Raw genomic sequence first — 23125 nt, forward strand, 5'->3', positions numbered from 1 at the left:
CGACGGGGGTGACGCTTCGGCCGACGGGGGTGACGTCTCGGCCGGTTAGATCAGCCCGGCGGCGCGAGCGGCATCGGCGTACGCGGCGGCGAGGGTGGGCACGGTCTCGTGGGCGTTGAGGCCGGAGGGGTTGGGTACGACCCAGAGCTCGGCGCCGGCCAGCGGCTCGGGCTGGCGGCCCTGCTTGGCCTTCGGGCGGTTGAACGCGGTCCGGTAGGCGGTGATCCCGGCGATCGCGACGACGGCCGGTTTACGGCGCGCGACCAGGGAGAACAGCTCGGCCCCGCCCTCCTTGAGCTCGGCGTTGGTGAGCTCGGAGGCCTTCGCCGTGGCGCGCCGCACGATGTTGGTGAAGCCGATGCCCCGGTCCCGGAAGTAGTCGCGGTCCTCCGGTGTCATCCCGGCGGAGGCGTCGATCGGGCGGGTGGTGATCCCGGCACGGAAGATCGCCGGGTAGAACCGGTTGAGCGGGTGCGCGAAGTGCGTCTGGGTCGCTGCGGTCCACAGGCCGGGGTTGATGCCGACGAAGAGGAGGCGCAGCGGCTGGTCGTCTGCCGGAAGGAGGTCGGGGACCGAGGCGCCGTAGTAGGTCTGGAGCTCGGCCTGGGTGAAGCGGGCCACGGCGTGATCTTTCCATCTCGGTAACGACCGGGCCGTCGGGGGTGCAACAGCCGGGTGCCGTGGGGAGTATGTGGAATATGCACCCCACGCGTCATCTCCCACTCGCACTCGCTGCGACGGCGCTCCTGCTCACCGCCTGCGGCACCTCCGAGGAGGCGAGCGACCCGGACTCGAGCCCATCGCCTTCGGCCACCTCGACGCCGGCGTCGCCCTCGCCCTCGCCGTCCTCGTCCTCCCCGTCCGGGACCCCGAAGCCCAAGCCTCAGCCCGAGCCGTCCCGTCCGCCGAGCTCGGAGAAGCCCGTGCGGGGCCTGGTCTCCGCCGGTGGCGCGGCCGAGGGCGACCTGGAGAAGACCGCGACCCCGCTTCCGGACGAGGCTGCGGTCAAGGCGTACGCAGCCACCCTCGGCACCTCGCTCCAGGACCCCTTCACCACGAAGGCGACCACGCTGCTCGCCCACGTCCCGGCGGGCCAGCGGCTCTATGCCCAGACGGTCTACGACGGATGCGAGGCGCCGGACCCGGCGACCATCACCGCCGCGACGAGCGGTGCGGACGTGGTCCTGAACATCACCCCGCCGAAGAGCACCAAGATCCAGTGCCTGGTGGCCGAGCGATCGGTCGCGTTGCTGAGCACCGACCTGCCCGTCGGCTAACGTTCCCCGCGTGCGGGAGCCGTGGAACACCTTCGTCGAGGGCGACAACCTCGACGTTCTGCGGGCGCTCTCGGGAGCGGGGGAGAAGTTCGACCTGATCTACATCGACCCGCCCTACAACACCGGCAGCCTCTTCGCCTACCACGACGACCGGCGCGGTGAGGACGGCCGGCGCGCAGGCCGCCACGAGGCCTGGGTCGCGATGATGAGGCCCCGGCTGCAGGCGGCGCGCACCGTCATGTCGGAGCGCGCGGCGATCTACGTCTCCATCGACGACAACGAGGCCGCCCACCTCAAGGTGCTGATGGACGAGGTCTTCGAGGAGCGCAACCAGCTCGCGCAGATCGTGGTCAACCTCAACCCGAAGGGCCGCCAGCTCGGCAACGGGTTCGCGACGTCCCACGAATATCTGCTGGTCTACGCCAAGGACGCCCGCGCCTGCGCGCTGGAGTCGAGCATCCCGGAGGCCGTCAACGAGCAGGACTTCCCGCTCGTCACCGACGACGGCCGCCACTACCGTCGGCTGCCGCTGCGCAACACCAACAAGAAGTTCAACCCGGCGACCGCCCGGACGCTCCACTTCCCGGTGTGGGGCGACCCGGACTCCGGTCGCGTCGCGGTCGAGCCGTTCGACGGTGGCCAGGAGATCTGGCCGGTCTTCGGCGACGGTCGCCCGGCGGTGTGGCGGTGGAGCGCCCCGCTGATCGCGGCCCGCCCCGACGATCTGCTGTGCCGTCGCGTACGCGGCAAGCTGGGGGAGCGGGTCGACGTCTACCAGCGCGACTGGCTCTCCCGCGACGCCTCCGGCGAGGCGAGGCGCAAGAAGCTCACCACGATCTGGATGGCCGAGGAGATCGGCTCGACCGACTCCGCCGTCGCGGAGCTGAAGGCCCTGGTGGGGCCGTTGTTCGAGTCGCCGAAACCGACCGGCCTGATCCGCCGCATCCTGGCCACGATGCCGACCGACGCGCGGGTCCTCGACTTCTTCGCCGGGTCCGGCACCACCGGCCACGCGGTGGCGCTCGCCAACGTGGAGGACGGGGCGCGGCGTACCTGCTGGTCGGTGCAGATCGCCGAGACGACCCGGCCGGGCTCGAACGCGGCCAAGGCCGAGATGGCGTACGTCTCCGACGTCACCCGGGCTCGGCTGCGAGCCGTGGTCGAGGCCCACGGCAACGGCGGCGCGAAGGGGTTGGTCGAGCGCGAGCTGAGCGAGCTTCGCGCAGCATCCGGTGACGCTGTGACGCGGGGTGCGTAGAACGCGGGATGGCGAGGTGGTGGACACCCCATCACCGCGTGGAAGGCATGGCAGGATCCCGACCGTGGCCCTCAGCGTTCCCCGCCTCCGGATCGGCTCGACCGAGATCATCACCCTCGCCGACGGCGAGGGCCCGTTCTTCTCCCCGCGCGCCGATGCCTTTCCCGACGCCACGGCCGCTCAGTGGGCCGAGGCCGACCGTTACGACCCGGGCGCGGTCGACGCCGAGGGCCGCTGGCGGCTTCAGTTCCGTGCCTTTGCGATCCGCGGCGACAAGGGCATCACCGTCGTGGACGCCGGGATCGGTCCGGCGGACGGTCCGGCCGCGTCCTGGGCGCCAGTGCCCGGCGTGCTTCCTCGGTCGCTCGACGCCGCGGGCATCGACCCGGCCGAGGTCGACACCGTGGTGCTCACGCATCTGCACACCGACCACGTCGGCTGGGCGGTCGTGACCGAGGCCGCCGGTCGCCGCCCCTACTTCCCGAACGCCGACTACCTGCTCCAGCAGGCTGAGTACGACGCGCTCGACGCGCTCAACCCCCAGCTTCGCGAGACTCTCACCGACCCGCTCGCGGCGGCCGGTCGGCTCCGGCTCCTCGACGGCGACACGCCCCTGCGCGCCGGGCGGGCGGTCGCCACGCCGGGTCATACGCCGGGGCACCAGAGCGTGCTGGTCGCTGACGGGCGTGAGCTGGCGCTCGTCACCGGCGACCTCCTCGTACACGCGCTCCAGCTGCTCCATCCCGAGCTCGCCTACTCGCACGAGGTCGACCCCGAGGCGGCCAGGCGCTCGAGGGAGGGCATGCTCGGCCGCGAAGCCGGCACCACGCTGCACCTGGCGACGCCGCACCTGACGGAGCCGTTCATCTCGGCGTGATCGCACCGCTGGGTGAACTTCTCGATACATCTGGTAACCGCGTTACACGGGCCGCGTAAAAAGCGGCATCGTCTGGGGGCGACCGAACATCTCACCTCGGGAGACCCCCATGAAACTCCGTGGCCTGTTCATCCTCGCCTGCGGCGCCCTCGTGCCGCTCACGATCCCGGCGGCAGCGCACGCCGAGACCTACTCCCAGCCGCTCTCGACTGCCATCGGCGACCTCCCGGTCGCGGCGGAGAACCGCACCGGCTACAGCCGTGACCTCTTCCAGCACTGGATCGACGCCGACGGCGACGGCTGCAACACCCGCAACGAGGTGCTGATCGCGGAGGCCGAGGAGGCCCCCACAGTGGGCTCGGGCTGCTCGCTCTCGGGCGGCCGCTGGTACTCCTACTACGACGGCCTGTCCTGGACCGCCACCAGCGACATCGACATCGACCACATCGTCCCGCTCGCGGAGGCCTGGGACTCCGGGGCCCGCACCTGGACCTCGACCGAGCGCAAGAACTACGCCAACGACCTCGGCTACTACGGCTCCCTCGTCGGCGTCACCGACAACGAGAACCAGGAGAAGTCCGACGCCGACCCGGCCGGGTGGATGCCCGACCAGCAGAAGTGCCGCTACCTGAAGGAGTTCGTCTCGGTGAAGATCCGCTGGCGCCTCTCCGTCGACAGCACCGAGAAGTCGGCCCTCACCAGCCTCACCTCCGCCAACGGGTGTGGCAGCCAGTCGGTCTCGGTGACCCGCGCCCGATAGGCGGCTGTGTTGGTTTCGACACGCTCGGCCGTGGACCGCCGTGTCGAAACCAACACGGTCGCTCCTGGCTAGGATCAGCGCATGCGCTTTCCTGCTCCGCGGCTGACTCGCGAGCAGGTGGAGTCCGACGTACGTCGCCGGCTGGCGCGGCTGAAGTCGAAGCGGTGGCACGTGCTGCAGGCCGCCGGGGCAGCCGGGGCGGCGTGGTTCATCGCGGCCGAGCTGCTGGGCCACGTACAACCGGTCTTCGCGCCGATCGCGGCGGTGGTCAGCCTCGGCACCTCCTACGGGCAGCGCCTGCGGCGGGTGACCGAGGTGACCATCGGGGTCGCGCTCGGGGTGTTCCTGGGCGACATCGTGGTGCAGATCATCGGCGAGGGCGCCTGGCAGATGACCTTGGTGGTCGCGATGGCCATGGCGGTGGGGATCTTCATCTCCTCGGGTCAGGTCTTCCGCAACCAGGCCGCGGTGCAGTCGATCTTCGTGATGGGGCTGCTGCCGACGCCCGGCGCGGCGTTCACCCGCTGGACCGACGCGCTGATCGGCGGCGCGGTCGCGCTGGTGGCCGCCTCGATCGTCCCCGCCGCGCCGTTGCGGCGGCCCGGCGAGCAGGCGGCTGTGGTGGCGAAGAAGATCGCCTCGCTGCTGCGCGCCGCCGGCCAGGTGATGCTCGACGCCGACGCGGTCCACGGGCTCAAGGTGCTCGCCGACGCGCGGGCCACGGACCCGCTGATCCGCGAGCTGCAGGACGCCTCCGACGAGGGCATGTCGGTGCTGACCTCCTCGCCGTTCCGGTTCCGACATCGTAGCCACGTGCACCGGATGGCCGAGCTCGTCGAACCGCTCGACCGAGCGCTGCGCAGCACCCGGGTGCTGGTGCGGCGGGCCGCGGTGTCGGCCTACCGCGGCGACATCGTGCCCGAGAGCTACTACCAGCTGGCCTTCGGGCTCGCCGACGCCGTCGACGTCGTCGAGGCCGAGCTCGCCGCGGGCCGCGGCCCGGACGGGCTGGCCCAGGAGGCCAGGTCGGTGCTGCTCGCCGTCGGCGAGCAGTCGGCGGAGGTGGAGCGTACGGACTCGCTCAACGCCGAGGTCATCCTCGTCCAGATCAGGTCGATCATCGTCGACCTGCTCGGGGTCACCGGGATGGGGCAGTTCGAGGCGACCGACGCCCTGCCGCCGCTGCCGCCGCGCCGAACGGTCTAGAGCGACCCGCGCAGGTCGCGTACGACTGAGTCGACGACCGCGACCAGGTCGCCCTCGGTGGAGGCCGCGATGGCGCGTTGTCGCTGGTAGGAGGCGCCCTTGTGGATGATGTCGTGGACCCCGGCGAGCTCCTTCTCGCAGCCCAGGCGTGCGGCCACCGGCTCGAGGCGTACCAGCAGGTCGGCGAGGTCCTCGGTGACCAGCCGCTCCTCGGAGGCGTCGTTGAGGATCACGATCGCGTCCAGGCCGTAGCGGGCGGCGCGCCACTTGTTCTCCTGGACGTGCCACGGCGGCATGGTGGCGATGGGCTCGCCGGCCGCGACCCGGGCGTCCAGGTCGACGCAGAGACAGTGCGCCAGCGCGGCGATCGCGGCCAGCTCCTGGATCGTGGCGACCCCGTCGCAGATCCGGTTCTCGATGGTGCCGATCCGGGGCGAGGGCCGGATGTCCCAGCGGATCTCGCTGATGTCCTCGATCACGCCGGTGACCGTCTGGTCCGAGACGTACGCCTCGAACTCCTGCCACGTCGCGAACTGGAACGGCAGCCCGGCGGTCGGCAGCTGCTGGAACATCAGGGCCCGGTTGGAGGCGTAGCCGGTGTCCACGCCCGCCCAGATCGGGGAGGAGGCCGACAGCGCCTGGAAGTGGGGATAGTAGGTCAGCAGCCCGTTGAGGACCGGAAGCAGCCGGTCCCGCTCCGGCATCCCGACGTGCACATGGACGCCCCAGATCAGCATCTGCCGCCCCCACCACTGGGTGCGGTTGATCAGCTCCTCGTAGCGATGCCCCGCGGAGAGCTCCTGCGTGGTCCACGACGCGAACGGGTGCGTCCCGGCACCGAACAGATCCACACCGAGATCGTCCCCGGCACGGACGACCCCGGCGGTCGTCTCGCGGATCTGGTCCATGGCCTCCTCGACGGTCCCGCAGATCCCGGTGACGACCTCGACGGTGTTGCGCAGCAGCTCCTTGTGGATCCGCCCGGGGTGGGGAACCCGGGGCTTGGCCCGGGCGAAGAGATGGTCCGCGACGTTGACCAGATCCCGCGTTTCGCGGTCGACGAGCGCGAGCTCCCACTCGACGCCGAGCGTCGGCCGGGGGGAGGGGTGGAAGTCGATCCGCATGTATCGAGCGTTCCTTGAGCGGGCCCGTTTGTCGAGCACCGTGAATGCCTGTCGATCACCGGGCCGATGGCACCATTTGATCGATGGACGCGCGTGAGGTGAACCTGACTCTGGACTTCTGCCTCCGCGTCGGTGAGCTGCTGATCTCGACCGGCGCCGGGGCCGCTGACGTAACCGCGACGATGAGGTCGCTCGCCCAACATCTGGGCCTTCGCGAGGCCGAGGTCGACGTCACCTACACCAGCCTCTCGATGAGCTATCAGGCCGATCCCGAGGCGATCCCGATCCACACCACCCGCCAGGTCAAGAACCGCACCATCGACTACGACCACCTGACCGCCGTCGACCACCTGGTCCGCCAGGTCGTACGCGACGAGGTGGATCTCCAGGGCGCCCGGATCGCGCTCGGCCGCATCATCTCCGGCGGCCACCGCCGGCCGCGCTGGGCGGTGACGCTCGGGATGGCGGTGATGGCGGCGGCGTTCACCGTCTACGTCGGTGGTGAGCTCCGCGTGGTCGTCCTCGCCTTCATCTCGGGCGCCGCGATCGACCAGCTGCAGCACTTCCTCCACCGCCGCTGGCGACTGCCCCTCTTCTACCTGCAGGTCGCCGGTGCGGGCCTGGCCACGCTGCTCGCGGTCATCGCCGCGGCGCTGCCGCTGGACCTCGACGTCTCGACCTCGATCGCCGCCAACATCACCGTGATGCTGGCCGGGATCAGCTTCATGGGTGCCCTCCAGGACGCCCTGACCGGCTTCCACGTCACCGCCAGCGCCCGGATCATGGAGGCCCTGGTCTCCACGGCCGGGATCATCGCCGGGGTCACCGGCGGTCTGGTCTTCGCGGGCGCGGTCGGGGTCCCGATCCACGGCGCGGTGACGAGCAGCGTCACCTCGCTGCAGTCGATCACCCTCGCCACCGCCGGCGGTGCGGTCGGTGCCGCGGCCTTCGCCTACGCGGCGTACGCGCCCAAGCGGACGCTGGCCCCCATCGCGGTCATCGCCGGCATCGCCGTGATCCTCTCGATCGTCGTCCCCGGCGACGTCGGGCGTACGTGGCGGGTGGCCGTGGCCGCGCTGTTCATCGGTCTGGTCGCCTACTCGGTCGCCACCCGGCTAAAGGTGCCGCCGCTGGTCGTCGTGGTCTCCTCGGTCGTGCCGTTCCTGCCGGGCTACTCCATCTACCGCGGGCTCACGATGCTCGCCCAGGAGACGCCCGAGACCACCTCGGTCGGCCTGGTCGCCCTCTTCACCGCGGCCTCCGTCGCGCTCGCTCTCGCCTCCGGCGTCTACCTGGGCGAATACATCGCCCAGCCGCTCAGCCGCCGCTCGTGGCGGATCGAGACGCGGCTCTCCGGGCCGCGCCTGGTCGGGCCGCTGCGCAAGGACCGAGCCACCCCGGTGCCGGTCGCCGAGACCGACTCATAGGCCGCTCAGCACCTCGAACCAGCGCTCGGGGGTCGTGTCGTACGGCGCCCGGCTCTCCTTGACCGCGAGGAAGACCCGCTCGGCGGAGTCCTCGGTCATCGAGATGATCTCGGGCGGGTAGCCGTACTCGATCTGGTGGTGCTCGAACTCGTCCTGGTCGTCGATGTAGACCGAGCCGTCGAACTTCTTGACGACGTCGAGGTCCAGGTCGATGCAGGTGACCGTCGAGTCCTGCCACACCGGCGGAGTGCACATGTCGACATATATCTGCGAGCTGACCTGCTCGTTGGGCCGGTTGAACGCGGGGAAGTGGGCGGCGTCGCGGTGGGGGACCAGGCTGACCGACTCCCAGTCGGCGATCCAGCCCCGCCCCGGGCGGGCGAACTCGGTGCCGACCGGGTGACCGATCCACTCACCGTGCTCGTCCTCGCCGAGGTAGACGCCCGTGAAGGACCAGTGAGGCCGGCCACCCCACTTCGTGAACTCGACACGAACAGGATGACCGGCCTCGAAGCGCATGGCGCCAGTCTGCCTCAGCCCTGCTTCTTGGGCATCACGTACTTGGCGCCCAGGGCGATCAGGTCCTGATAGCGCGAGCCGGTGAACTTGCCGAAGTTGTGGATGACGTGGGCATCGAGGCCGACCAGCACCCGGGCCTGCTTCTTCTCGATGCCCTTGACGATGATCTCGGCGGCACGCGCCGGCTCCATCTTGGCGAGCTTCTCGTCGAAGAACTTCGCGGTCGCGGCCTGGTCGTCCTTGGCCGAGACACGGGCGCTGCGGGCGACCGCGGTCTTGATGCCACCGGGGTGGACCGAGGTGACGCCCACCTGGTGGCCGTCGATCAGCATCTCCTCGCGCAGGGCCTCGGTGAAGCCGCGCACGGCGTACTTCGCCGCGTTGTAGAAGGCCTGGTCGGGCATCGAGACGAGCCCGAACAGCGAGGAGATGTTCACGATGTGCGCGTCCCCGGACTCGATCAGGGCCGGGAGGAAGAACTTCGTGCCGTGCACGACGCCCCACCAGTCGATGCCGATGATCCAGTCGATGTCCTCCCAGTCGAGGTCGTTGACCCGACCCGACAACGCGACGCCGGCGTTGTTGACGACCACGTTGACCTGGCCGAAGTGGGCGATGACGCCCTCGGCGTACGTCCTGAAGGCCTCGCGGTCGGCGACGTCGAGCTTGTCTTCCTTGATCTCGCGGGCGCCGGCCTGCTTGGCGAGCTCGACGGTCTCGGCCAGGCCGGCCTCGTTGACGTCGGAGAGCGCCAGGCGGGCGCCGCGGCCGGCGAGGTTGACCGCGAGGGCGCGGCCGATGCCGGAGCCGGCTCCGGTGAGTACGACTACCTTGTCGTCGAAGGACTTCATGCGGGGACACTCTCCTCGGTCTTGTTTGCCTTGTCGGTCTCGTCGGCCGTGGTGGCGGCGGTGACGGCGTACTTGTCGACGTCGAACTTGCTGGTCAGATGGCGGAACAGGAACGTGAAGCTCGGCCACAGGGTCGTGTTGCGGCCGTGCTCGTCGAGATACCACGACGCGCAGCCGCCCTCCGACCAGACCGTCTTGTCCATCTTGCGCTGCAGGTCGTCGTTCCAGGCGGAGGTGGCGTCCTCGGTGGGTTCGACGGTGGCGTACGCGTTCGTACGCATCGTGCGGATGGCGTCGCGGATGTAGGCCACCTGCGACTCGATCATGTAGACCATCGAGGAGTGGCCCAGGCCGGTGTTGGGGCCGACCACGAAGAAGAGGTTGGGGAACTCCGGGACCGTGGTGCCCTTGTAGGCGCTCATCCCGGTCTCCGCGAACCGCTCGGCCATGGTGCGGCCCTTGCTGCCGGTGATCGCGTGGGCGATCGGGAGGTCGGTCGTGTAGAAGCCGGTCGCCACCACGAGGACGTCGATCTCGCGGGTGGTGCCGTCCTTGGCGATGATCGCGTTCTCGCTCACCCGGTCGATGCCGTCGGTGATCAGGTCGACGTTGTCGGCGGCCAGCGCCGGGTAGTAGGCGTTGGAGATCAGCGTGCGCTTGCAGCCGAGCGTGTAGTCGGGGGTGACCTTGCGGCGCAGCTCGGGGTCCTTGATGCCGCGGCGGATGTTGTTCTGCGCCATCAGCTGGTGGGCCAGGGTGAGCTTGGGCTGCACGGCGAGACCCAGGACGCGGACCTCGAGGCCCCAGTAGACCGCCGCACGGGCGAGGCGCTGGACCCCGGGGACGTGGCGGAAGGCGGCCTTCTCGAGCTTGGAGTAACGGTGCTCGTTGCGGGGGAGGACCCAGGGCGCGGTGCGCTGGTAGACGTCGAGGCGGGCGGCCTTCTTCTGGATCTCCGGGACGATCTGGATCGAGCTGGCGCCGGTGCCGATCACCGCGACGCGCTTGCCGGTGAGGTCGACGTCGTGGTTCCACTGCGCGGAGTGGAAGATCTCGCCCTGGAAGCCCTCGATGCCCGCGATGTCCGGGAGCTTGGGCTCGGAGAGCGCGCCCGGGCCGGCGATGACGGTGGTCGCTGCGTACGTCTTCCTGCCGTTCGTGCCCTCGGTCTCGACGAGCCAGCGCTGCCGGCTCTCGTCCCAGGTCGCGGCGGTCATCGCGGTGTCGAAGACGAAGCGGTCCAGGGTGCCGGAGCCTTCGGCGACCTTCTTGATGTACGCCTCGATCTCCGGCTGGGGCGAGAAGCTCATCGACCAGTCGGGGTTGAGCGCGAAGGAGTAGCTGTAGAGCTGGCTGGGGACGTCGCAGGCGGCACCGGGGTAGGTGTTGTCGCGCCAGGTGCCGCCGACGCCGGAGCCCTTCTCGATGACGACGAAGTCGCGCTCGCCGTCCTCCTCGAGCTTGATCGCCGCGCACAGGCCTCCGAAGCCGGCACCGACGATCAGGTGGTCGACAGGGGTGAGGTCAGCAGTGGTCATACTTCGAGTATGGCTTGCCTATTGAACAGATGTCAATAGAATGGTTGGCATGAGCCGACGGACGAGACTGACGCCCGAGCAGCGCCGCGAGCAGCTGCTCGACCTGGGCATTCGCCTCTTCGCGAACCACTCCCTCGATGAGATCTCCATCGACGTGGTCGCGCGTGAGGCCGGCATCTCGCGCGGGCTGCTCTACCACTACTTCGGCGACAAGATGGCCTTCCGTGAGGCGGTCGTACGCCGCGCCGCCGACGCCCTCGTCGCCCAGACCGCCCCGCCCTCGACAGGGGAGCCGGTCGAGCGCCTGCTGGCGTCGATGACCGCCTACGTGGACTTCGTCGACGCGAACTACGAGGGGTACGTCTCGATGGTCCGCGGCGCCGCCAGCGACCCGGTCCTGCGCCAGATCTACGACGACGCCTTCGGTGCTCTCGGCCTCCGGATCTTCGACGCCGGCGCCGACTTCGTCGAGGACACGCCTGCCGCGCGCCTGATGGTGCGTGGGTGGCAGGCCATGTCGGAGGAGCTGGTGCTCTCGTGGAAGGCCGATCCCGCCGGGCTCACCCGCGAGGATCTGCTCGGGGTGCTGGCAGGGTCGTTGCCGGTGCTGCTCGAGATGCTGGGGCCGGTGGCGCGCACCTAGGAAGCAGTCATCCGGACCCAACCGATCGACGACCGACTGCGTCAGTAGGGCGTCGGGGGTTGGAACCGGAGGAGGAGAGACGTTGAGCAGGGACGAGGAGTTCACCGCCTACGTCAGGGAGAGACGCGCACACCTGTATCGCGCGGCCTACCTGCTGTGCGGTGACGAGCATCGCGCCGAGGACATCGTGCAGCTGACGCTGTCGAAGGTGTACGCGGCGTGGCGGCGGGTACGGAAGGCCGACAGCGTCGATGCCTACGTACGTCGGGTGCTGGTCAACAGTCATCTCGACGAAGGCCGCCGTCCGTGGCGGCGCGAGCGAGCGGGCGAGGTCGCCGACCGGCCGGCGCCGACCGGCCTCGGTGCCGAGGACCTCGATGAGCTCTGGACTGCGCTGCGGGCCCTTCCCGCAGGACAGCGGCGGGTCGTCGTCCTCCGGCACTACTGGGGCCTGTCGGTCGAGGAGACCGCCGCCGACCTCGGTATCAGCAGCGGGACGGTCAAGAGCCAGACCTCGGTCGCTCTGGCCGGCCTGCGCCGCGCCCTCCGTCCCGGTGATGCTGCCCCCAACGGCGCTCTCGACGCTGCTCCCGATGCTGCTCCCGATGCTGCCCGAGGAGGCCGGCGATGAACACCTTCGACGACGACACCTTGCTGCGCGAGCGTCTCTACCGCATCGGCGCCGCCGCTCCGGTCCCACCTTCGGACTCTTCCGAGGACGTACGCCGCGGCCGCCGCCGTGTGCGCCGGGCCCGAATGCTCGCCACCGCCGGGACCGTCCTGGCGGTCGGGATCATCGGCATCGCCGGGGTCGCGCTGCGGCCTCTCGTTGCGGATCGGGCCACTGACCCGGCCGTTTCCCCGACCTCCACATCTTCCTCGTCGGTGCGCCGGGCCGAGTCGGTCGCGCAGGTGCTGCCCAGCACGTTCGACCTGGCGATCAAGCTGATCTTCGAGCGCGACGCCATCCTCGCGGACGTCCCTGACGTGGTGATGAAGCCGCTGCAGGAGGCGACCGACGAGGCCATCTCGACCTGGACCGCGAAGGCGGAGCAGATCGACGGCGGGGACCGGGAGCTCGCTGAGCTCGCCTCCGAGATCCGGCAGTCGTTGGCCGCCCTACCGGAGACGCGATCCATGGCCCGTACGAAGGAGACTCGGCTGCAGGGAGTGCTGGCCTTGTCGGTCATCTCCAACGACCTCCTCGCGATCCCGACGCTCGTGCCGTATGTCGGTGACGCCGAGATCGACGACGAGATCGAGGCGCTCGGTCACCTGGGCCCCGCCTTCCGGACGCTCGGCACGCAGCGGAACATCATGGTGACGGCACTCGCCAAGCGTGAGGTTATGCAGCATGCGGGCGCTGCGGGCGCGGATTCTCTCAGCAAGGAGGAGTTCGCCGAGCTTGCGCGGGCCGAGGCTGAGTGGCGCCTGTCGCTCTCGGCGCTCTACACGTCGAGCTCGGAACCTCAGCGCGACTCCCTCGACCAGATCACCATCAATACAGCCACCGATGGAGCCGTCGGGGTTCCCGCGCAACGGGCGGTCAACCAGGTCCTGAGCTCGGGCGACCTGAGCCGGGTCACGATGACGCCGGACCAACATACGGCGTCCTGTACCGAGCTTATCCGCGGGCTGCAGGAGCTGTCCGCCGCCGCGGCGAACGAGCTCATCGCCGACCTCGCCGCGCTCGACGGCTAGCGAACGAGTAACACGTCGTTCGACGTACTCTCCGGTCGTTCCATCAGGGCGACCAGTACGTCGAACGACGTGCTACATGGAGTCGGGGGCCTACTCGGAGACAGCGGCCTCGAGCTGGTCGAGGGCCCAGTGGAGGTCGTCCTCGGCGATCACCAGGGGCGGGGCGAGGCGGATGGTGGAGCCGTGGGTGTCCTTGGCGAGTACGCCGCGGGCCAGGAGGCGCTCGCAGATCTCGCGACCGGTGCCGACGGCCGGGTCGATGTCGACGCCGGCCCACAGGCCACGGGAGCGGAACCCGACGATGCCCTTGCCGACCATCGCCAGGAGCCGGTCGCGCAGGACCTGGCCGAGGGCCTCGGCGCGGGCCTGGAACTCGCCGGTCTCGAGCAGGTCGACGACGGTGGTGCCGACGGCGCAGGCGAGCGGGTTGCCACCGAAGGTGGAGCCGTGCTGGCCGGGGCCGATGACGCCGAGCACGTCGCGGTCGGCGACGACCGCCGAGACCGGGACGATGCCGCCACCGAGCGCCTTGCCGAGGATGTACATGTCCGGCTTCACGCCGGCGTGGTCGCAGGCGAAGGTGTAGCCGGTGCGGCCCAGGCCGGCCTGGATCTCGTCGGCGGCGAAGAGCACGTTCTCGCGGGTGCAGACCTCGCGCAGCCCGATCAGGAAGTCGTCGCCGGGGATGACGACGCCGGACTCGCCCTGGATCGGCTCGACCAGCACGGCCACCGTGTTGGGGGTGATCGCGGCCTCGATCGCGGCCAGGTCGGCGTAGGGGACCATCACGAAGCCGGGGGCGAACGGGCCGAAGCCGTCGCGGGCGTCGGCGTCGTCGGAGAAGCCGACGATGGTGGTGGTGCGACCGTGGAAGTTGCCGGCCATCACGATGATCTCGGCCTGGTCGGCGGGGACGCCCTTGACGTCGTAGCCCCACTTGCGGGCGACCTTGATCGCGGTCTCGACCGCCTCGGCGCCGGTGTTCATCGGCAGCACCATGTCCTTGCCGCACATCGCGGCCAGGCGGGCGGTGAACTCGGCGAACTGGTCGTGCACGAACGCGCGCGAGGTCAGCGTGACCTTGTCGAGCTGCTCACGGGCCGCGGACAGCAGCGCGGGGTGACCGTGACCGAAGTTCAGCGCGCTGTAGCCGGCCAGCATGTCGAGGCAGCGGCGGCCGTCGACGTCGGTCACCCAGGCGCCCTCGGCGTGGCTGATCACCACCTCGAGAGGGTGGTAGTTGTGCGCGGAGTGCGCCTCGGCTGCCGCGAAGGCGGCGGGGGTCAGGCTGGTCGCAACGGTGTCCTGAGCTTCGTTGAGCAGGGTCATGCGCACTCCTCCATCTCGTGGGGCGTTCTCGGCGATCTGAGCAAGGATCATCTGATTGTCAGACAATCCTACGATCAGGCTACGCCAGTTGTCCCATCGTTGTCGCCACGGCGGTCCTGTGCGGCGAATACCGGTGCCGAGGGTGTGCGCCGGGGGGTATAGATTCCGTCAGCCATCTCGGCCCGCCTCGCCTTCTCGGGCAGCGAAGCGACCCCACGACCATCTCGGGCAAGAGACTCGGAGGAACCACAGATGCGCGTCCGCGCACTGGTGGCGGCTGCTGCCGTCGCCCTGATCGTGCCGGCGGTGCCGGCTTTCGCGACGGAGACGCCGTCGCCCACCACGGATCCGACGTCGACGGCCACCGCCGATCCGACGACCACCCCGGACCCGACGGCCACCGCCGACCCGACCACGGACCCGACCACGGACCCGACCGTGACCGAGACCCCGACCACAGACCCGACCGTGACCGAGACCCCGACCACGACCGAGCCGGCACCGATCGTCAACGTGGGCGTCTTCCTCGATGATCCCGTGCGTCGTACCGGTGCCTCCGTGCCTTCGCGAGTCGTCGCCTATGACCGACCCTCGTCAGCGATCGAGGTCGTGTGGCAGTGGTGGGACGAGTCGACGTCGCTCGTCGTCGGGCAGCCGTCCCAGCCGGTGGCGCTGGTGACGAGCGCACAGTCCGAGGCGAACCTGACCGTTGTGGCTCCTTCGGGTGCTGACGGCCGCTACCGGCTCCGCGTCCAGGTGACCGCGACCGCCGACGGCGCGGTCGGGTCCGATATCTCGGCGGGCGCGCTCTCGCTCGACAACACCGCCCCGGTGTTCTCGTGGAGCCGCAACCTCACGACGTTCTACCCCGCCAAGGACGGCTACCGAGACCTCTTCAGCGTGACCATCAAGGGCGGCTGGGAGCAGTCGAGGTACAACGTGCAGGTGCTGAACAGCGCCGGCACCTCCGTCCGGACGATGGGCTCCGGCGAGCTGACCTGGAGCGGCTCCTCGGATCTCCTCCACTACGCGCAGCCGACGTGGAACGGTCTGGACAGGTCCGGCGCCCGGGTCCCCGCAGGGACCTACACCGTCACGGCGACCCTGACCGACGATGCCGGCAACAGGACCACGAAGACGACCACGGTCGTCGTCTCCTGGAAGAAGCTGGTCTGGAAGACCTACTACAAGAAGATCACCGCCAAGGATGCGCTGGATCAGAAGTACGTCGGCTCCTGCTCGACCCTCAAGGCGCCGGCGCGCAGCGACTGGGCGGGCTCCCGCGGCTACCGCTCCAACGTCAAGTGTCGAGGCGGCGACACCGCCAAGTCGCGGGTGATCACCGACAGCGTCACGTGCCTGCCCAGGTCGTTCGACGGGAACTACCGCAACCTCTCGCTGAAGCACTACGGCGGACGGCCGAAGGGCTACACCAAGAACGTCTACCTCGTGACCCACGTCTACAGGCCGCAGACGTCCGGCGACTGGACGCTGGCGCAGCGCCACCAGTTCGGCAACTCCGTGCAGTGGAAGACGATGGCATCGGTCTCCACGCCGAACGCGCTGATCGCCGATCGTCGGTCGACGCAGTACTGCCCGTCGCTGTGGTGGGTCTCGGGCCTCCAGTCGAGCTCGCGCTACGACGTGTGGAAGTACTCGGTCGGCATCCAGTACCGAGTGCTCGCGTGACCACGACCGAGAAGCCTGCCGACACGCCGGCCGAGACGCCGGTGGCTGCGCGGACGTACAGCCGGCGGGCCCTGATCATCGTCGCCGCCGGTGCTCTGCTGCTGGGCCTTCTTCTGGGCCTCCTGCTGGGCGGCGCGATCGGTGCGATCGGCTTCGGCGGTGACGAGGCCCCGGAGCAGAAGCCGACGACCGGCCAGCCCCCGGAGCCGGGCGAGGGCCCGGGCTCGGCCCAGCTCGACGAGGACGCGTTCGCCCCCGAGGGTGAGGTCGGCGTCGACCAGTAGCCGAGCAACGAGCAGAAGAACGACGTACGCCGCCGGGCAGGGCTCCGGCGGCGTACGTCGTCGTTTTTCACCGAAGTCAAAGGCCTGGCACAGCCTCGCCACAGGAACCGGGCGGACTCTGGAAACATGAGCGACAAGAGTACGGACGGCGAGGCTCCCGAGCCGGTGGAGCCGACGGCCGAGCAGCCCGCCGCTGAGCAGCCCGCGCCGGTGGCGTACGCGCCGCCGGCCTACGGTCCTCCGACCGCCGCACCTGCGGCCGCGCCGGCACCGAGGAAGAAGCTCTCCGAGCGGGTCTTCGGCTGGAAGAGCGTCGCTACCGCGGCGGCCGTCGGGCTCGTCCTCGGTGCTGGCGTCGCGGCAGGGGTCGCCGCGGCCGTCGTCGACGGTGGTTCCGATCAGGGGCCGCGCGAGCTGGGCCAGATGCGAGGCGACCGTCAGATGCCGTACGGCCAGCTGCCCGACGGCGGCCAGTTTCCTGAGGGGGACCGGCTCCCGGGCGACGGTGGGTTCCCCGACGGCGGCCAGCTGCCCGACTTCGGCCAGCAACAGGACCAGTCCGACGGACAGTCCTCCCTGGGTCAGTCGAGCTGACCCACCCAAGATCGCGTACGCCGCCCGGCTCCCCGACCGGCGGCGTACGTCTTGATTTGTCTCCGTCGTGCGGGGGCTCGTAACCTTGTTCGGTCGTGACTCCTGCCGCGTCCTGATCCCTGGTTCGATGAGAGCTGTCGCACGGTCAGGGGCGCAGATCCGGATGACTGCCGCTGGGATATCCCGGCGGCGGGGCAAGCCGGGCCGTGTTCGTCAGAAGCCACGCAGCACCATCCCGCCTCCTGCACCCGCTGGGCGGGCACTACGAACTAAGAAGGCACACGTGCGTACTTACGCTCCCAAGCCGGGCGACATCGAGCGCGCCTGGCTCGTGATCGACGCGACCGACGTCCGTCTCGGCCGCCTCGCTGTCCAGGTCGCCGAGCTCCTCCGCGGCAAGCACAAGGCGATCTTCGCGCCCAACGCGGACACCGGCGACTTCGTCATCGTCATCAACGCCGAGAAGGTCTCCCTCTCCGGCAACAAGAAGACCACCAAGATGGCCTACCGTCACTCGGGCTACCCGGGCGGTCTCACGGCCACGCCGATCGGTGAGGTCCTGGACAAGGACGCTCGCAAGGCGATCGAGAAGGCGGTGTGGGGCATGCTGCCGAAGAACAAGCTCGGCCGTCAGATGCTCAAGAAGCTGAAGGTCTACTCCGGCCCTGAGCACCCGCACGCCGCGCAGCAGGCCGTTCCGTTCGAGATCAAGCAGATCGCCCAGTGAGCCAGGACCAGGACATGACTGAGAACACCGTAGAGGTCGAGGAGACCTTCGAGACCGACGAGCAGGGCCTCGCGTACACCTCCGAGAGCGCCCCGTCCGCCGACACCCCCGAGCGCCCGGCGACCATCGCCCCGGCTGCCGCCACCGGCCGCCGCAAGGAGTCCGTCGCCCGCGTCCGGATCGTCCCGGGCACCGGCAACTGGACCATCAACGGTCGCACCATCGAGGACTACTTCCCCAACAAGCTGCACCAGCAGATCGCGAACGAGCCGTTCGCCGCGCTGCAGCTCGAGGGCCGCTTCGACGTGATCGCCCGCATCGACGGCGGCGGCATCGCCGGTCAGGCCGGCGCGCTGCGTCTCGGCGTGGCCCGTGCGCTGAACGACGTCGACGTCGAGGCCAACCGCCCGACCCTGAAGAAGGCCGGTCTGCTGACCCGCGACGCCCGCGTCGTGGAGCGGAAGAAGGCCGGTCTCAAGAAGGCCCGCAAGGCCTCGCAGTTCAGCAAGCGCTGATCGCCCAGGCGATCGCCTAGCATTGTTGGGGTGGCGCGGCTCGCCGAGGCACCCCAACTCATTTTTCGGGCGGGGGCCGACGTACGAAAGAAGGTCACACGGACGTGGCACGCCTTTTCGGCACTGACGGAGTTCGTGGTCTCGCGAACGGCGAGATCCTCACCGCCTCGCTCGCCCAGAACCTGGCGACCTCGGCGGCACTGGTCCTGACCGAGGAGCTGCGCGGCTCCGGCAGCGGACGCAAGCCGCTGGCGGTGGTCGGCAACGACTCGCGCGTCTCCGGGCAGTTCCTGCAGGCGACGGTGGCCGGCGGTCTGGCCTCGGCCGGCTGCGACGTGATCGACGTCGGCGTGCTGCCGACGCCGGGGGTCGCCTACCTCACCGCCGCCCTCCAGGCCGACCTCGGCGTGGTCATCTCGGCCTCGCACAACCCGATGCCCGACAACGGCATCAAGTTCCTCCAGCGCGGCGGGCACAAGCTCGACGACGTGCTCGAGGACCGGATCGAGGCACATCTCGACGAGCCCTGGGACCGCCCCACCGGCGCGTCGGTGGGCCGGATCTCGACCCACGAGAACCCCGTGGAGACGTACGCAGCCCATCTGGTCTCCACGCTGGAGCAGCGCCTCGACGGGCTGACCGTCGTCGTCGACTGCGCCAACGGCGCGGCCGCGGCCGCAGGCCCGCTGGCCCTGGACCAGGCCGGGGCGAAGGTGATCGCGATCAACGACGTCAACGACGGTCTCTCGATCAACGACGGGGTCGGTTCGACCCACCCGGAGATGCTCCAGAAGGCGGTCCTCGAGCACGGTGCCGACGTCGGGTTCGCCTGGGACGGCGACGCCGACCGCTGCCTGGCCGTCGACGGTGAGGGCAACCTGGTCGACGGCGACCAGCTCATCGCGATCCTCGCCCTCGGCCTCCACGACGCCGGCCGGCTCCCGGACGACACCGTGGTCGTCACCGTGATGAGCAACCTCGGCTTCGTCAAGGCGATGGACGCCGCGGGCGTCCACGTGAAGCAGACCGCCGTCGGTGACCGCTACGTGCTCGAGGAGATGCGCCGGGGCGGCTACGCCATCGGCGGCGAGCAGTCCGGCCACATCATCATGAGCGAGCACTCCACCACCGGCGACGGCATCCTCACCGCGCTGCACGTCCTGCAGCGGATGACCCTCACCGGGCGCACCCTCGCCGACCTCGCCTCCGTCGTCACCCGCCTCCCGCAGGTCCTGCTCAACGTCAAGGGCGTCGACAAGGCCCGCTGCAAGACCGACGACGGCCTCCTCGAGGCCGTCGCGACCGAGGAGAAGGCTCTCGCCGGCTCCGGCCGGATCCTGCTGCGCCCCTCCGGCACCGAGAACCTCGTACGCGTCATGGTCGAGGCTCCTACCCACCACGAGGCCGAGGCGTGTGCCGAGCGGCTCGCCGGGGTCGTACGGGCGCGGCTGGCGCTCTGAATGTTTGTCTAGGTATGCAGCCGAACCGTCACTTCCCGGGTGGAACTCCGCACGGGAAGTGACGGTTTCTCTGCATACCTAGACGAACCAACCGCCTAGATCTTCCGCAACCTCACATACCGCACCGAGTGGTCGCGGTCCTTGCGGAGCACAAGGGTGGCGCGGGAGCGGGTGGGGAGGACGTTCTCGCGGAGGTTGGGGCCGTTGATCTCGTTCCAGATCTCGGTGGCTCGGGTGACGGCCTCGTCGTGGCTGAGCGCCGCGTACTTGGTGAAGTAGGACGACGGGTCGCGGAAGGCGGTCTCGCGCAGCCGCAGGAAGCGCTCGACGTACCACTGCTTGATGTCGCGCGAGTCGGCGTCGACGAAGACGGAGAAGTCGAAGAAGTCGGAGAGGCCGAGCGAGATGGTGCCGTCGGCGCGGACCCGGGAGGGCTGCAGGACGTTGAGGCCCTCGAGGATGACGATGTCGGGCTTCTTGACCAGCACCGTCTGGTCGGTGACGTCGTAGGTCAGGTGGGAGTAGATCGGCGCGCGCACCTCGTCCTCGCCCGACTTGAGGTCGACGAGGAAGCGGAGCAGGGCCTTGCGGTCGTAGGACTCGGGGAAGCCCTTGCGCTCCATCAGGCCACGACGCTCGAGCTCGGCGTTGGGGTAGAGGAACCCGTCGGTGGTCACCAGGGCCACGTTGGGGTGCTCGGGCCAGTGGGCGAGCATCTGCTGGAGCACGCGCGCCGTGGTCGACTTGCCGACGGCGACGGATCCGGCGACACCGATGACGAACGGCGTACGTTCCGGCATCGTCTTGCCGAGGAACAGCTCCTGCTGGTCGTGGAGCCTGTCCGAGGCGCTCACGTAGAGGCTCAGCAGCCGGCTCAGCGGCAGATAGACCTCCTCGACCTCCTTGAGGTCGATCTGGTCGCCCAGGCCCCGCAGAGACTCGATCTCCGCCTCGGTCAGCGGACTCTCGGTCTCGGTCGCGAGCTCGGCCCACGCGCTTCGGTCGAGCTCGACGTAGGGCGAGGAGCCGCGGTCGTCGCCGTGTGGCCCGGGGTGTGACATGGCAACGATTGTTACGCACATGCGCCGCCACTTCCTGATGGGGTCCATGAGCGCCGTAGGATCATCCGCCATGTGCGGCATCGTTGGGTACGTCGGAGACCGGTCGGCGCAGAGCGTCGTGATCGATGGCCTGCGGCGGTTGGAGTACCGCGGCTACGACTCGGCAGGAATCGCCCTGATCGCTGACGCGAGGCTGGCGGTGGACAAGAAGGCCGGCAAGCTCGCCAACCTGGAGAAGGCGATCGCGGACAACCCGCTGCCGGCGTCGAGGACCGGGATCGGCCACACCCGCTGGGCGACCCACGGCGGCCCGACCGACGGCAACGCCCACCCGCACGTCGGCCGCACCGGCCGGGTCGCGGTCGTGCACAACGGGATCATCGAGAACTTCGCCGAGCTGCGGGCCTCGCTGGAGGCCGACGGGCACGAGTTCGGCTCGCAGACCGACACCGAGGTGGCCGCGCACCTGCTCGAGCGTGAGGTCGTCGGCGGGTCCGACCTGACCATCGCGATGCAGAAGGTCTGCTCGGTCCTCGAAGGTGCCTTCACCTTCGTCGCGATCGACTCGCTCGACCCTGACCGGGTCGTCGCCGCCCGGCGCAACAGCCCGCTCGTGGTCGGCCTCGGCGAGGGGGAGTCGTTCCTCGGCTCCGACGTCGCCGCCTTCATCGAGCACACCCGCGAGGCGATGGAGCTCGACCAGGACCAGGTCGTCACCATCACCCGCGAGGGCGCGACGGTCACCAACTTCGACGGCACTCCCGCCGAGGGCCGCCGGTTCCACGTCGACTGGGACCTGGCCGCCGCCGAGAAGGACGGCCACGACTGGTTCATGCGCAAGGAGATCCTCGAGCAGCCTCGTGCCGTGGCCGACTCGCTGCTGGGGCGGCGTACGCCTTCGGGGTCTCTCCACCTCGACGAGATGCGGCTCGACGACGACGAGCTGCGCGAGGTCACCAAGATCATCATCATCGCCGCGGGGACGTCGTTCTACGCCGGGATGGTCGCGAAGTACGCCATCGAGCACTGGTGCCGGATCTCGGTCGAGGTCGAGCTGGCCTCCGAGTTCCGCTACCGCGACCCGATCCTCGACAACTCCACCCTGGTGGTGGCGATCTCGCAGTCCGGCGAGACCGCCGACACGCTGCAGGCCATCCGGCACGCGCGCTCGCAGCGCTCGAAGGTGCTGGCGATCTGCAACACCAACGGCTCCACGATCCCGCGCGAGTCCGACGCGGTCATCTACACCCACGCCGGCCCGGAGATCGGGGTCGCCTCGACCAAGGGGTACGTCACCCAGCTGGTCGCCTGCTACCTGCTCGCGCTCTACCTGGCCCAGGTCAAGGGCACCATGTACGGCGACGAGATCGACGGCGTGATGACCCAGCTCGAGGCGATGCCCGACGCGGTCGCGAAGGTCCTCGAGACCGCTCCGCAGGTCTACGAGCTGGCCCGTGAGTACGCCGACCGCCGGGCGTTCCTGTTCCTGGGCCGCCACGCCGGCTATCCGGTGGCCCTGGAGGGCGCCCTCAAGCTCAAGGAGCTCGCCTACCTGCACGCCGAGGGGTTCGCCGCCGGCGAGCTCAAGCACGGCCCGATCGCGCTGGTCGAGGAGGGCCTGCCGATCTGGTGCATCGTGCCCCCTCGCGGCCGCGACTTCCTGCACGACAAGATGCGCTCGGGGATCATGGAGGTGCGCGCCCGCGGCGCGCGCACCATCGCGCTGGTCGAGGAGGGCGACGACTCGGTCGACTCGGTCTCCGACACGATCATCCGGCTGCCGAAGGTGCCGGTGCTCCTGCAGCCGCTCGTCGCGGTCGTGCCGATGCAGCTCTTCGCCTGCCAGCTCGCCACCGAGCTCGGCTACGACGTCGACCAGCCGCGCAACCTCGCCAAGTCCGTCACGGTCGAGTGAAGGCGCTGCGCTGATGGCCGTGGTCGGGGTCGGGATCGACGTGTGCGACCTGGGGCGCTTCGAGGAGTCGCTGCGACGTACGCCGCGGCTGCGCGAGCGTCTGTTCACACCCGCCGAGGCGGCGAAGCCGATCGCCTCGCTGGCCGCCAGGTTCGCCGCCAAGGAGGCGCTCGCCAAGGCGCTCGGCGCGCCGCAGGGGATGGAGTGGCACGACGCCGAGGTGATCTCGGAGTCGTCGGGGCAGCCCCGGTTCGAGCTCCGCGGCACCGTGCTGGCGCAGGCGACGAAGCTCGGCGTCGCCACCGTGCACCTCTCGCTCTCCCACGACGCCGGGATCGCCTCGGCGATGGTCGTCCTGGAGGACTGACAG

At 69.8% G+C, this 23125-nt stretch carries 24 protein-coding genes; 17 read left to right on the top strand and 7 right to left on the bottom strand.

What is annotated here, in order from left to right; all coding sequences use genetic code 11:
- Positions 1-45: 45 nt before the first annotated feature.
- A complete protein-coding gene (locus ACZ6WN_RS05190) occupies positions 46-621 on the bottom strand; it encodes a mismatch-specific DNA-glycosylase (RefSeq protein ID WP_465863129.1) in 576 nt (191 codons plus the stop codon).
- 77 nt (positions 622-698) lie between these two features.
- Here ACZ6WN_RS05190 and ACZ6WN_RS05195 point away from each other — a divergent pair, with 77 nt between their 5' ends.
- The 5 genes from ACZ6WN_RS05195 (at position 699) to ACZ6WN_RS05215 (ending at position 5378) form a co-directional block, all read left to right on the top strand.
- The gene (locus tag ACZ6WN_RS05195; protein ID WP_465863131.1) at positions 699-1277 is read left to right on the top strand and encodes a hypothetical protein; all 579 of its coding nucleotides are present in this window, start codon (positions 699-701) and stop codon (positions 1275-1277) included.
- Between the two features lie 10 nt (positions 1278-1287).
- Complete coding sequence (locus ACZ6WN_RS05200) at positions 1288-2535, top strand: site-specific DNA-methyltransferase (RefSeq protein ID WP_465863132.1); 1248 nt, start codon at positions 1288-1290, stop codon at positions 2533-2535.
- A 64-nt stretch (positions 2536-2599) separates the two neighbouring features.
- Positions 2600-3412 carry an MBL fold metallo-hydrolase gene (locus ACZ6WN_RS05205; RefSeq protein ID WP_465863133.1) on the top strand — a complete coding sequence of 271 codons (813 nt, stop codon included), beginning with the start codon at positions 2600-2602 and terminating at the stop codon, positions 3410-3412.
- A 109-nt stretch (positions 3413-3521) separates the two neighbouring features.
- Positions 3522-4172 (top strand): HNH endonuclease family protein, encoded by a 651-nt coding sequence (locus ACZ6WN_RS05210; RefSeq protein WP_465863135.1) that lies wholly within the window; start codon positions 3522-3524, stop codon positions 4170-4172.
- Between the two features lie 81 nt (positions 4173-4253).
- Complete coding sequence (locus tag ACZ6WN_RS05215; protein ID WP_465863136.1) at positions 4254-5378, top strand: FUSC family protein; 1125 nt, start codon at positions 4254-4256, stop codon at positions 5376-5378.
- On the opposite strand, the gene ACZ6WN_RS05220 is transcribed toward ACZ6WN_RS05215, so the two are convergent.
- Positions 5375-6502 carry a glutamate--cysteine ligase gene (locus tag ACZ6WN_RS05220; RefSeq protein ID WP_465863137.1) on the bottom strand — a complete coding sequence of 376 codons (1128 nt, stop codon included), beginning with the start codon at positions 6500-6502 and terminating at the stop codon, positions 5375-5377. The genes ACZ6WN_RS05215 and ACZ6WN_RS05220 overlap by 4 nt on opposite strands.
- Positions 6503-6585: 83 nt before the next feature.
- Between ACZ6WN_RS05220 and ACZ6WN_RS05225 the strand changes: the two genes are divergently transcribed.
- Entirely contained in the window at positions 6586-7929 is a 1344-nt protein-coding gene (locus ACZ6WN_RS05225) for a threonine/serine exporter family protein (RefSeq protein ID WP_465863139.1), read from the top strand.
- Here ACZ6WN_RS05225 and ACZ6WN_RS05230 read toward each other — a convergent pair.
- From ACZ6WN_RS05230 to ACZ6WN_RS05240, 3 genes are read right to left on the bottom strand one after another with little or no spacing between them, the layout of a single operon-like run.
- Positions 7924-8448, bottom strand: coding sequence for a DUF402 domain-containing protein (locus tag ACZ6WN_RS05230; RefSeq protein WP_465863140.1), 525 nt, complete (start codon positions 8446-8448; stop codon positions 7924-7926). The genes ACZ6WN_RS05225 and ACZ6WN_RS05230 overlap by 6 nt on opposite strands.
- A 14-nt stretch (positions 8449-8462) precedes the next feature.
- Complete coding sequence (locus ACZ6WN_RS05235; protein ID WP_465863142.1) at positions 8463-9299, bottom strand: SDR family NAD(P)-dependent oxidoreductase; 837 nt, start codon at positions 9297-9299, stop codon at positions 8463-8465.
- Positions 9296-10837, bottom strand: coding sequence for a flavin-containing monooxygenase (locus tag ACZ6WN_RS05240; protein ID WP_465863144.1), 1542 nt, complete (start codon positions 10835-10837; stop codon positions 9296-9298). Before ACZ6WN_RS05240 ends, ACZ6WN_RS05235 begins: the two co-directional genes overlap by 4 nt.
- A 49-nt stretch (positions 10838-10886) precedes the next feature.
- On the opposite strand from ACZ6WN_RS05240, the gene ACZ6WN_RS05245 reads away from it, so the two are divergent.
- The 3 genes from ACZ6WN_RS05245 to ACZ6WN_RS05255 all read left to right on the top strand — a co-directional run bounded on the left by ACZ6WN_RS05245 (position 10887) and on the right by ACZ6WN_RS05255 (position 13181).
- Positions 10887-11480, top strand: coding sequence for a TetR/AcrR family transcriptional regulator (locus tag ACZ6WN_RS05245; RefSeq protein ID WP_465863146.1), 594 nt, complete (start codon positions 10887-10889; stop codon positions 11478-11480).
- 82 nt (positions 11481-11562) lie between these two features.
- Positions 11563-12111 (top strand): SigE family RNA polymerase sigma factor, encoded by a 549-nt coding sequence (locus ACZ6WN_RS05250; RefSeq protein ID WP_465863147.1) that lies wholly within the window; start codon positions 11563-11565, stop codon positions 12109-12111.
- Positions 12108-13181, top strand: a complete 1074-nt coding sequence (locus tag ACZ6WN_RS05255) for a nitrate- and nitrite sensing domain-containing protein (RefSeq protein WP_465863149.1) — start codon at positions 12108-12110, stop codon at positions 13179-13181. Before ACZ6WN_RS05250 ends, ACZ6WN_RS05255 begins: the two co-directional genes overlap by 4 nt.
- Before the next feature lie 90 nt (positions 13182-13271).
- Here ACZ6WN_RS05255 and rocD read toward each other — a convergent pair whose 3' ends face one another.
- On the bottom strand, positions 13272-14510 hold the full coding sequence (gene rocD / locus ACZ6WN_RS05260) for an ornithine--oxo-acid transaminase (RefSeq protein WP_465863150.1): 1239 nt from the start codon (positions 14508-14510) through the stop codon (positions 13272-13274).
- Positions 14511-14762: 252 nt separating this feature from the next.
- Between rocD and ACZ6WN_RS05265 the strand changes: the two genes are divergently transcribed.
- From ACZ6WN_RS05265 to glmM, 6 genes are all read left to right on the top strand, one after another.
- Positions 14763-16199, top strand: a complete 1437-nt coding sequence (locus tag ACZ6WN_RS05265; RefSeq protein ID WP_465863151.1) for a FlgD immunoglobulin-like domain containing protein — start codon at positions 14763-14765, stop codon at positions 16197-16199.
- Positions 16196-16483: a hypothetical protein gene (locus ACZ6WN_RS05270; protein ID WP_465863152.1), complete on the top strand. Its 288-nt coding sequence runs from the start codon at positions 16196-16198 to the stop codon at positions 16481-16483. Before ACZ6WN_RS05265 ends, ACZ6WN_RS05270 begins: the two co-directional genes overlap by 4 nt.
- A 126-nt stretch (positions 16484-16609) precedes the next feature.
- Complete coding sequence (locus ACZ6WN_RS05275; RefSeq protein ID WP_465863153.1) at positions 16610-17077, top strand: hypothetical protein; 468 nt, start codon at positions 16610-16612, stop codon at positions 17075-17077.
- A gap of 283 nt (positions 17078-17360) precedes the next feature.
- Positions 17361-17804, top strand: coding sequence for a 50S ribosomal protein L13 (rplM, locus tag ACZ6WN_RS05280; protein WP_357337689.1), 444 nt, complete (start codon positions 17361-17363; stop codon positions 17802-17804).
- A 14-nt stretch (positions 17805-17818) separates the two neighbouring features.
- Entirely contained in the window at positions 17819-18319 is a 501-nt protein-coding gene (gene rpsI, locus ACZ6WN_RS05285) for a 30S ribosomal protein S9 (protein ID WP_141791782.1), read from the top strand.
- A 104-nt stretch (positions 18320-18423) separates the two neighbouring features.
- Positions 18424-19779, top strand: a complete 1356-nt coding sequence (gene glmM, locus ACZ6WN_RS05290) for a phosphoglucosamine mutase (protein ID WP_465863156.1) — start codon at positions 18424-18426, stop codon at positions 19777-19779.
- 95 nt (positions 19780-19874) lie between these two features.
- On the opposite strand, the gene coaA is transcribed toward glmM, so the two are convergent.
- On the bottom strand, positions 19875-20840 hold the full coding sequence (gene coaA, locus ACZ6WN_RS05295) for a type I pantothenate kinase (RefSeq protein ID WP_465863157.1): 966 nt from the start codon (positions 20838-20840) through the stop codon (positions 19875-19877).
- 70 nt (positions 20841-20910) lie between these two features.
- Here coaA and glmS point away from each other — a divergent pair, with 70 nt between their 5' ends.
- Positions 20911-22755, top strand: a complete 1845-nt coding sequence (gene glmS, locus ACZ6WN_RS05300) for a glutamine--fructose-6-phosphate transaminase (isomerizing) (RefSeq protein WP_465863158.1) — start codon at positions 20911-20913, stop codon at positions 22753-22755.
- Positions 22756-22768: 13 nt separating this feature from the next.
- A complete protein-coding gene (locus ACZ6WN_RS05305) occupies positions 22769-23122 on the top strand; it encodes a holo-ACP synthase (protein ID WP_465863159.1) in 354 nt (117 codons plus the stop codon).
- Positions 23123-23125: the final 3 nt, after the last annotated feature.

This window comes from Nocardioides sp. NPDC054178 (genome assembly GCF_055585005.1).

Bases quoted from the DNA above. Each gene is read 5' to 3' on its own strand.
- ACZ6WN_RS05195 (WP_465863131.1), top strand. From the start codon at position 699: ATGCACCCCACGCGTCATCTCCCACTCGCACTCGCTGCGACGGCGCTC.
- ACZ6WN_RS05220 (WP_465863137.1), bottom strand. From the start codon at position 6,502: ATGCGGATCGACTTCCACCCCTCCCCCCGGCCGACGCTCGGCGTCGAG.
- rocD (WP_465863150.1), bottom strand. From the start codon at position 14,510: ATGACCCTGCTCAACGAAGCTCAGGACACCGTTGCGACCAGCCTGACC.
- ACZ6WN_RS05230 (WP_465863140.1), bottom strand. From the start codon at position 8,448: ATGCGCTTCGAGGCCGGTCATCCTGTTCGTGTCGAGTTCACGAAGTGG.
- ACZ6WN_RS05265 (WP_465863151.1), top strand. From the start codon at position 14,763: ATGCGCGTCCGCGCACTGGTGGCGGCTGCTGCCGTCGCCCTGATCGTG.
- ACZ6WN_RS05275 (WP_465863153.1), top strand. From the start codon at position 16,610: ATGAGCGACAAGAGTACGGACGGCGAGGCTCCCGAGCCGGTGGAGCCG.
- coaA (WP_465863157.1), bottom strand. From the start codon at position 20,840: ATGTCACACCCCGGGCCACACGGCGACGACCGCGGCTCCTCGCCCTAC.
- ACZ6WN_RS05210 (WP_465863135.1), top strand. From the start codon at position 3,522: ATGAAACTCCGTGGCCTGTTCATCCTCGCCTGCGGCGCCCTCGTGCCG.
- ACZ6WN_RS05225 (WP_465863139.1), top strand. From the start codon at position 6,586: ATGGACGCGCGTGAGGTGAACCTGACTCTGGACTTCTGCCTCCGCGTC.
- rpsI (WP_141791782.1), top strand. From the start codon at position 17,819: ATGACTGAGAACACCGTAGAGGTCGAGGAGACCTTCGAGACCGACGAG.
- ACZ6WN_RS05235 (WP_465863142.1), bottom strand. From the start codon at position 9,299: ATGAAGTCCTTCGACGACAAGGTAGTCGTACTCACCGGAGCCGGCTCC.
- ACZ6WN_RS05305 (WP_465863159.1), top strand. From the start codon at position 22,769: ATGGCCGTGGTCGGGGTCGGGATCGACGTGTGCGACCTGGGGCGCTTC.
- ACZ6WN_RS05245 (WP_465863146.1), top strand. From the start codon at position 10,887: ATGAGCCGACGGACGAGACTGACGCCCGAGCAGCGCCGCGAGCAGCTG.
- ACZ6WN_RS05240 (WP_465863144.1), bottom strand. From the start codon at position 10,837: ATGACCACTGCTGACCTCACCCCTGTCGACCACCTGATCGTCGGTGCC.
- glmS (WP_465863158.1), top strand. From the start codon at position 20,911: ATGTGCGGCATCGTTGGGTACGTCGGAGACCGGTCGGCGCAGAGCGTC.
- ACZ6WN_RS05255 (WP_465863149.1), top strand. From the start codon at position 12,108: ATGAACACCTTCGACGACGACACCTTGCTGCGCGAGCGTCTCTACCGC.
- ACZ6WN_RS05215 (WP_465863136.1), top strand. From the start codon at position 4,254: ATGCGCTTTCCTGCTCCGCGGCTGACTCGCGAGCAGGTGGAGTCCGAC.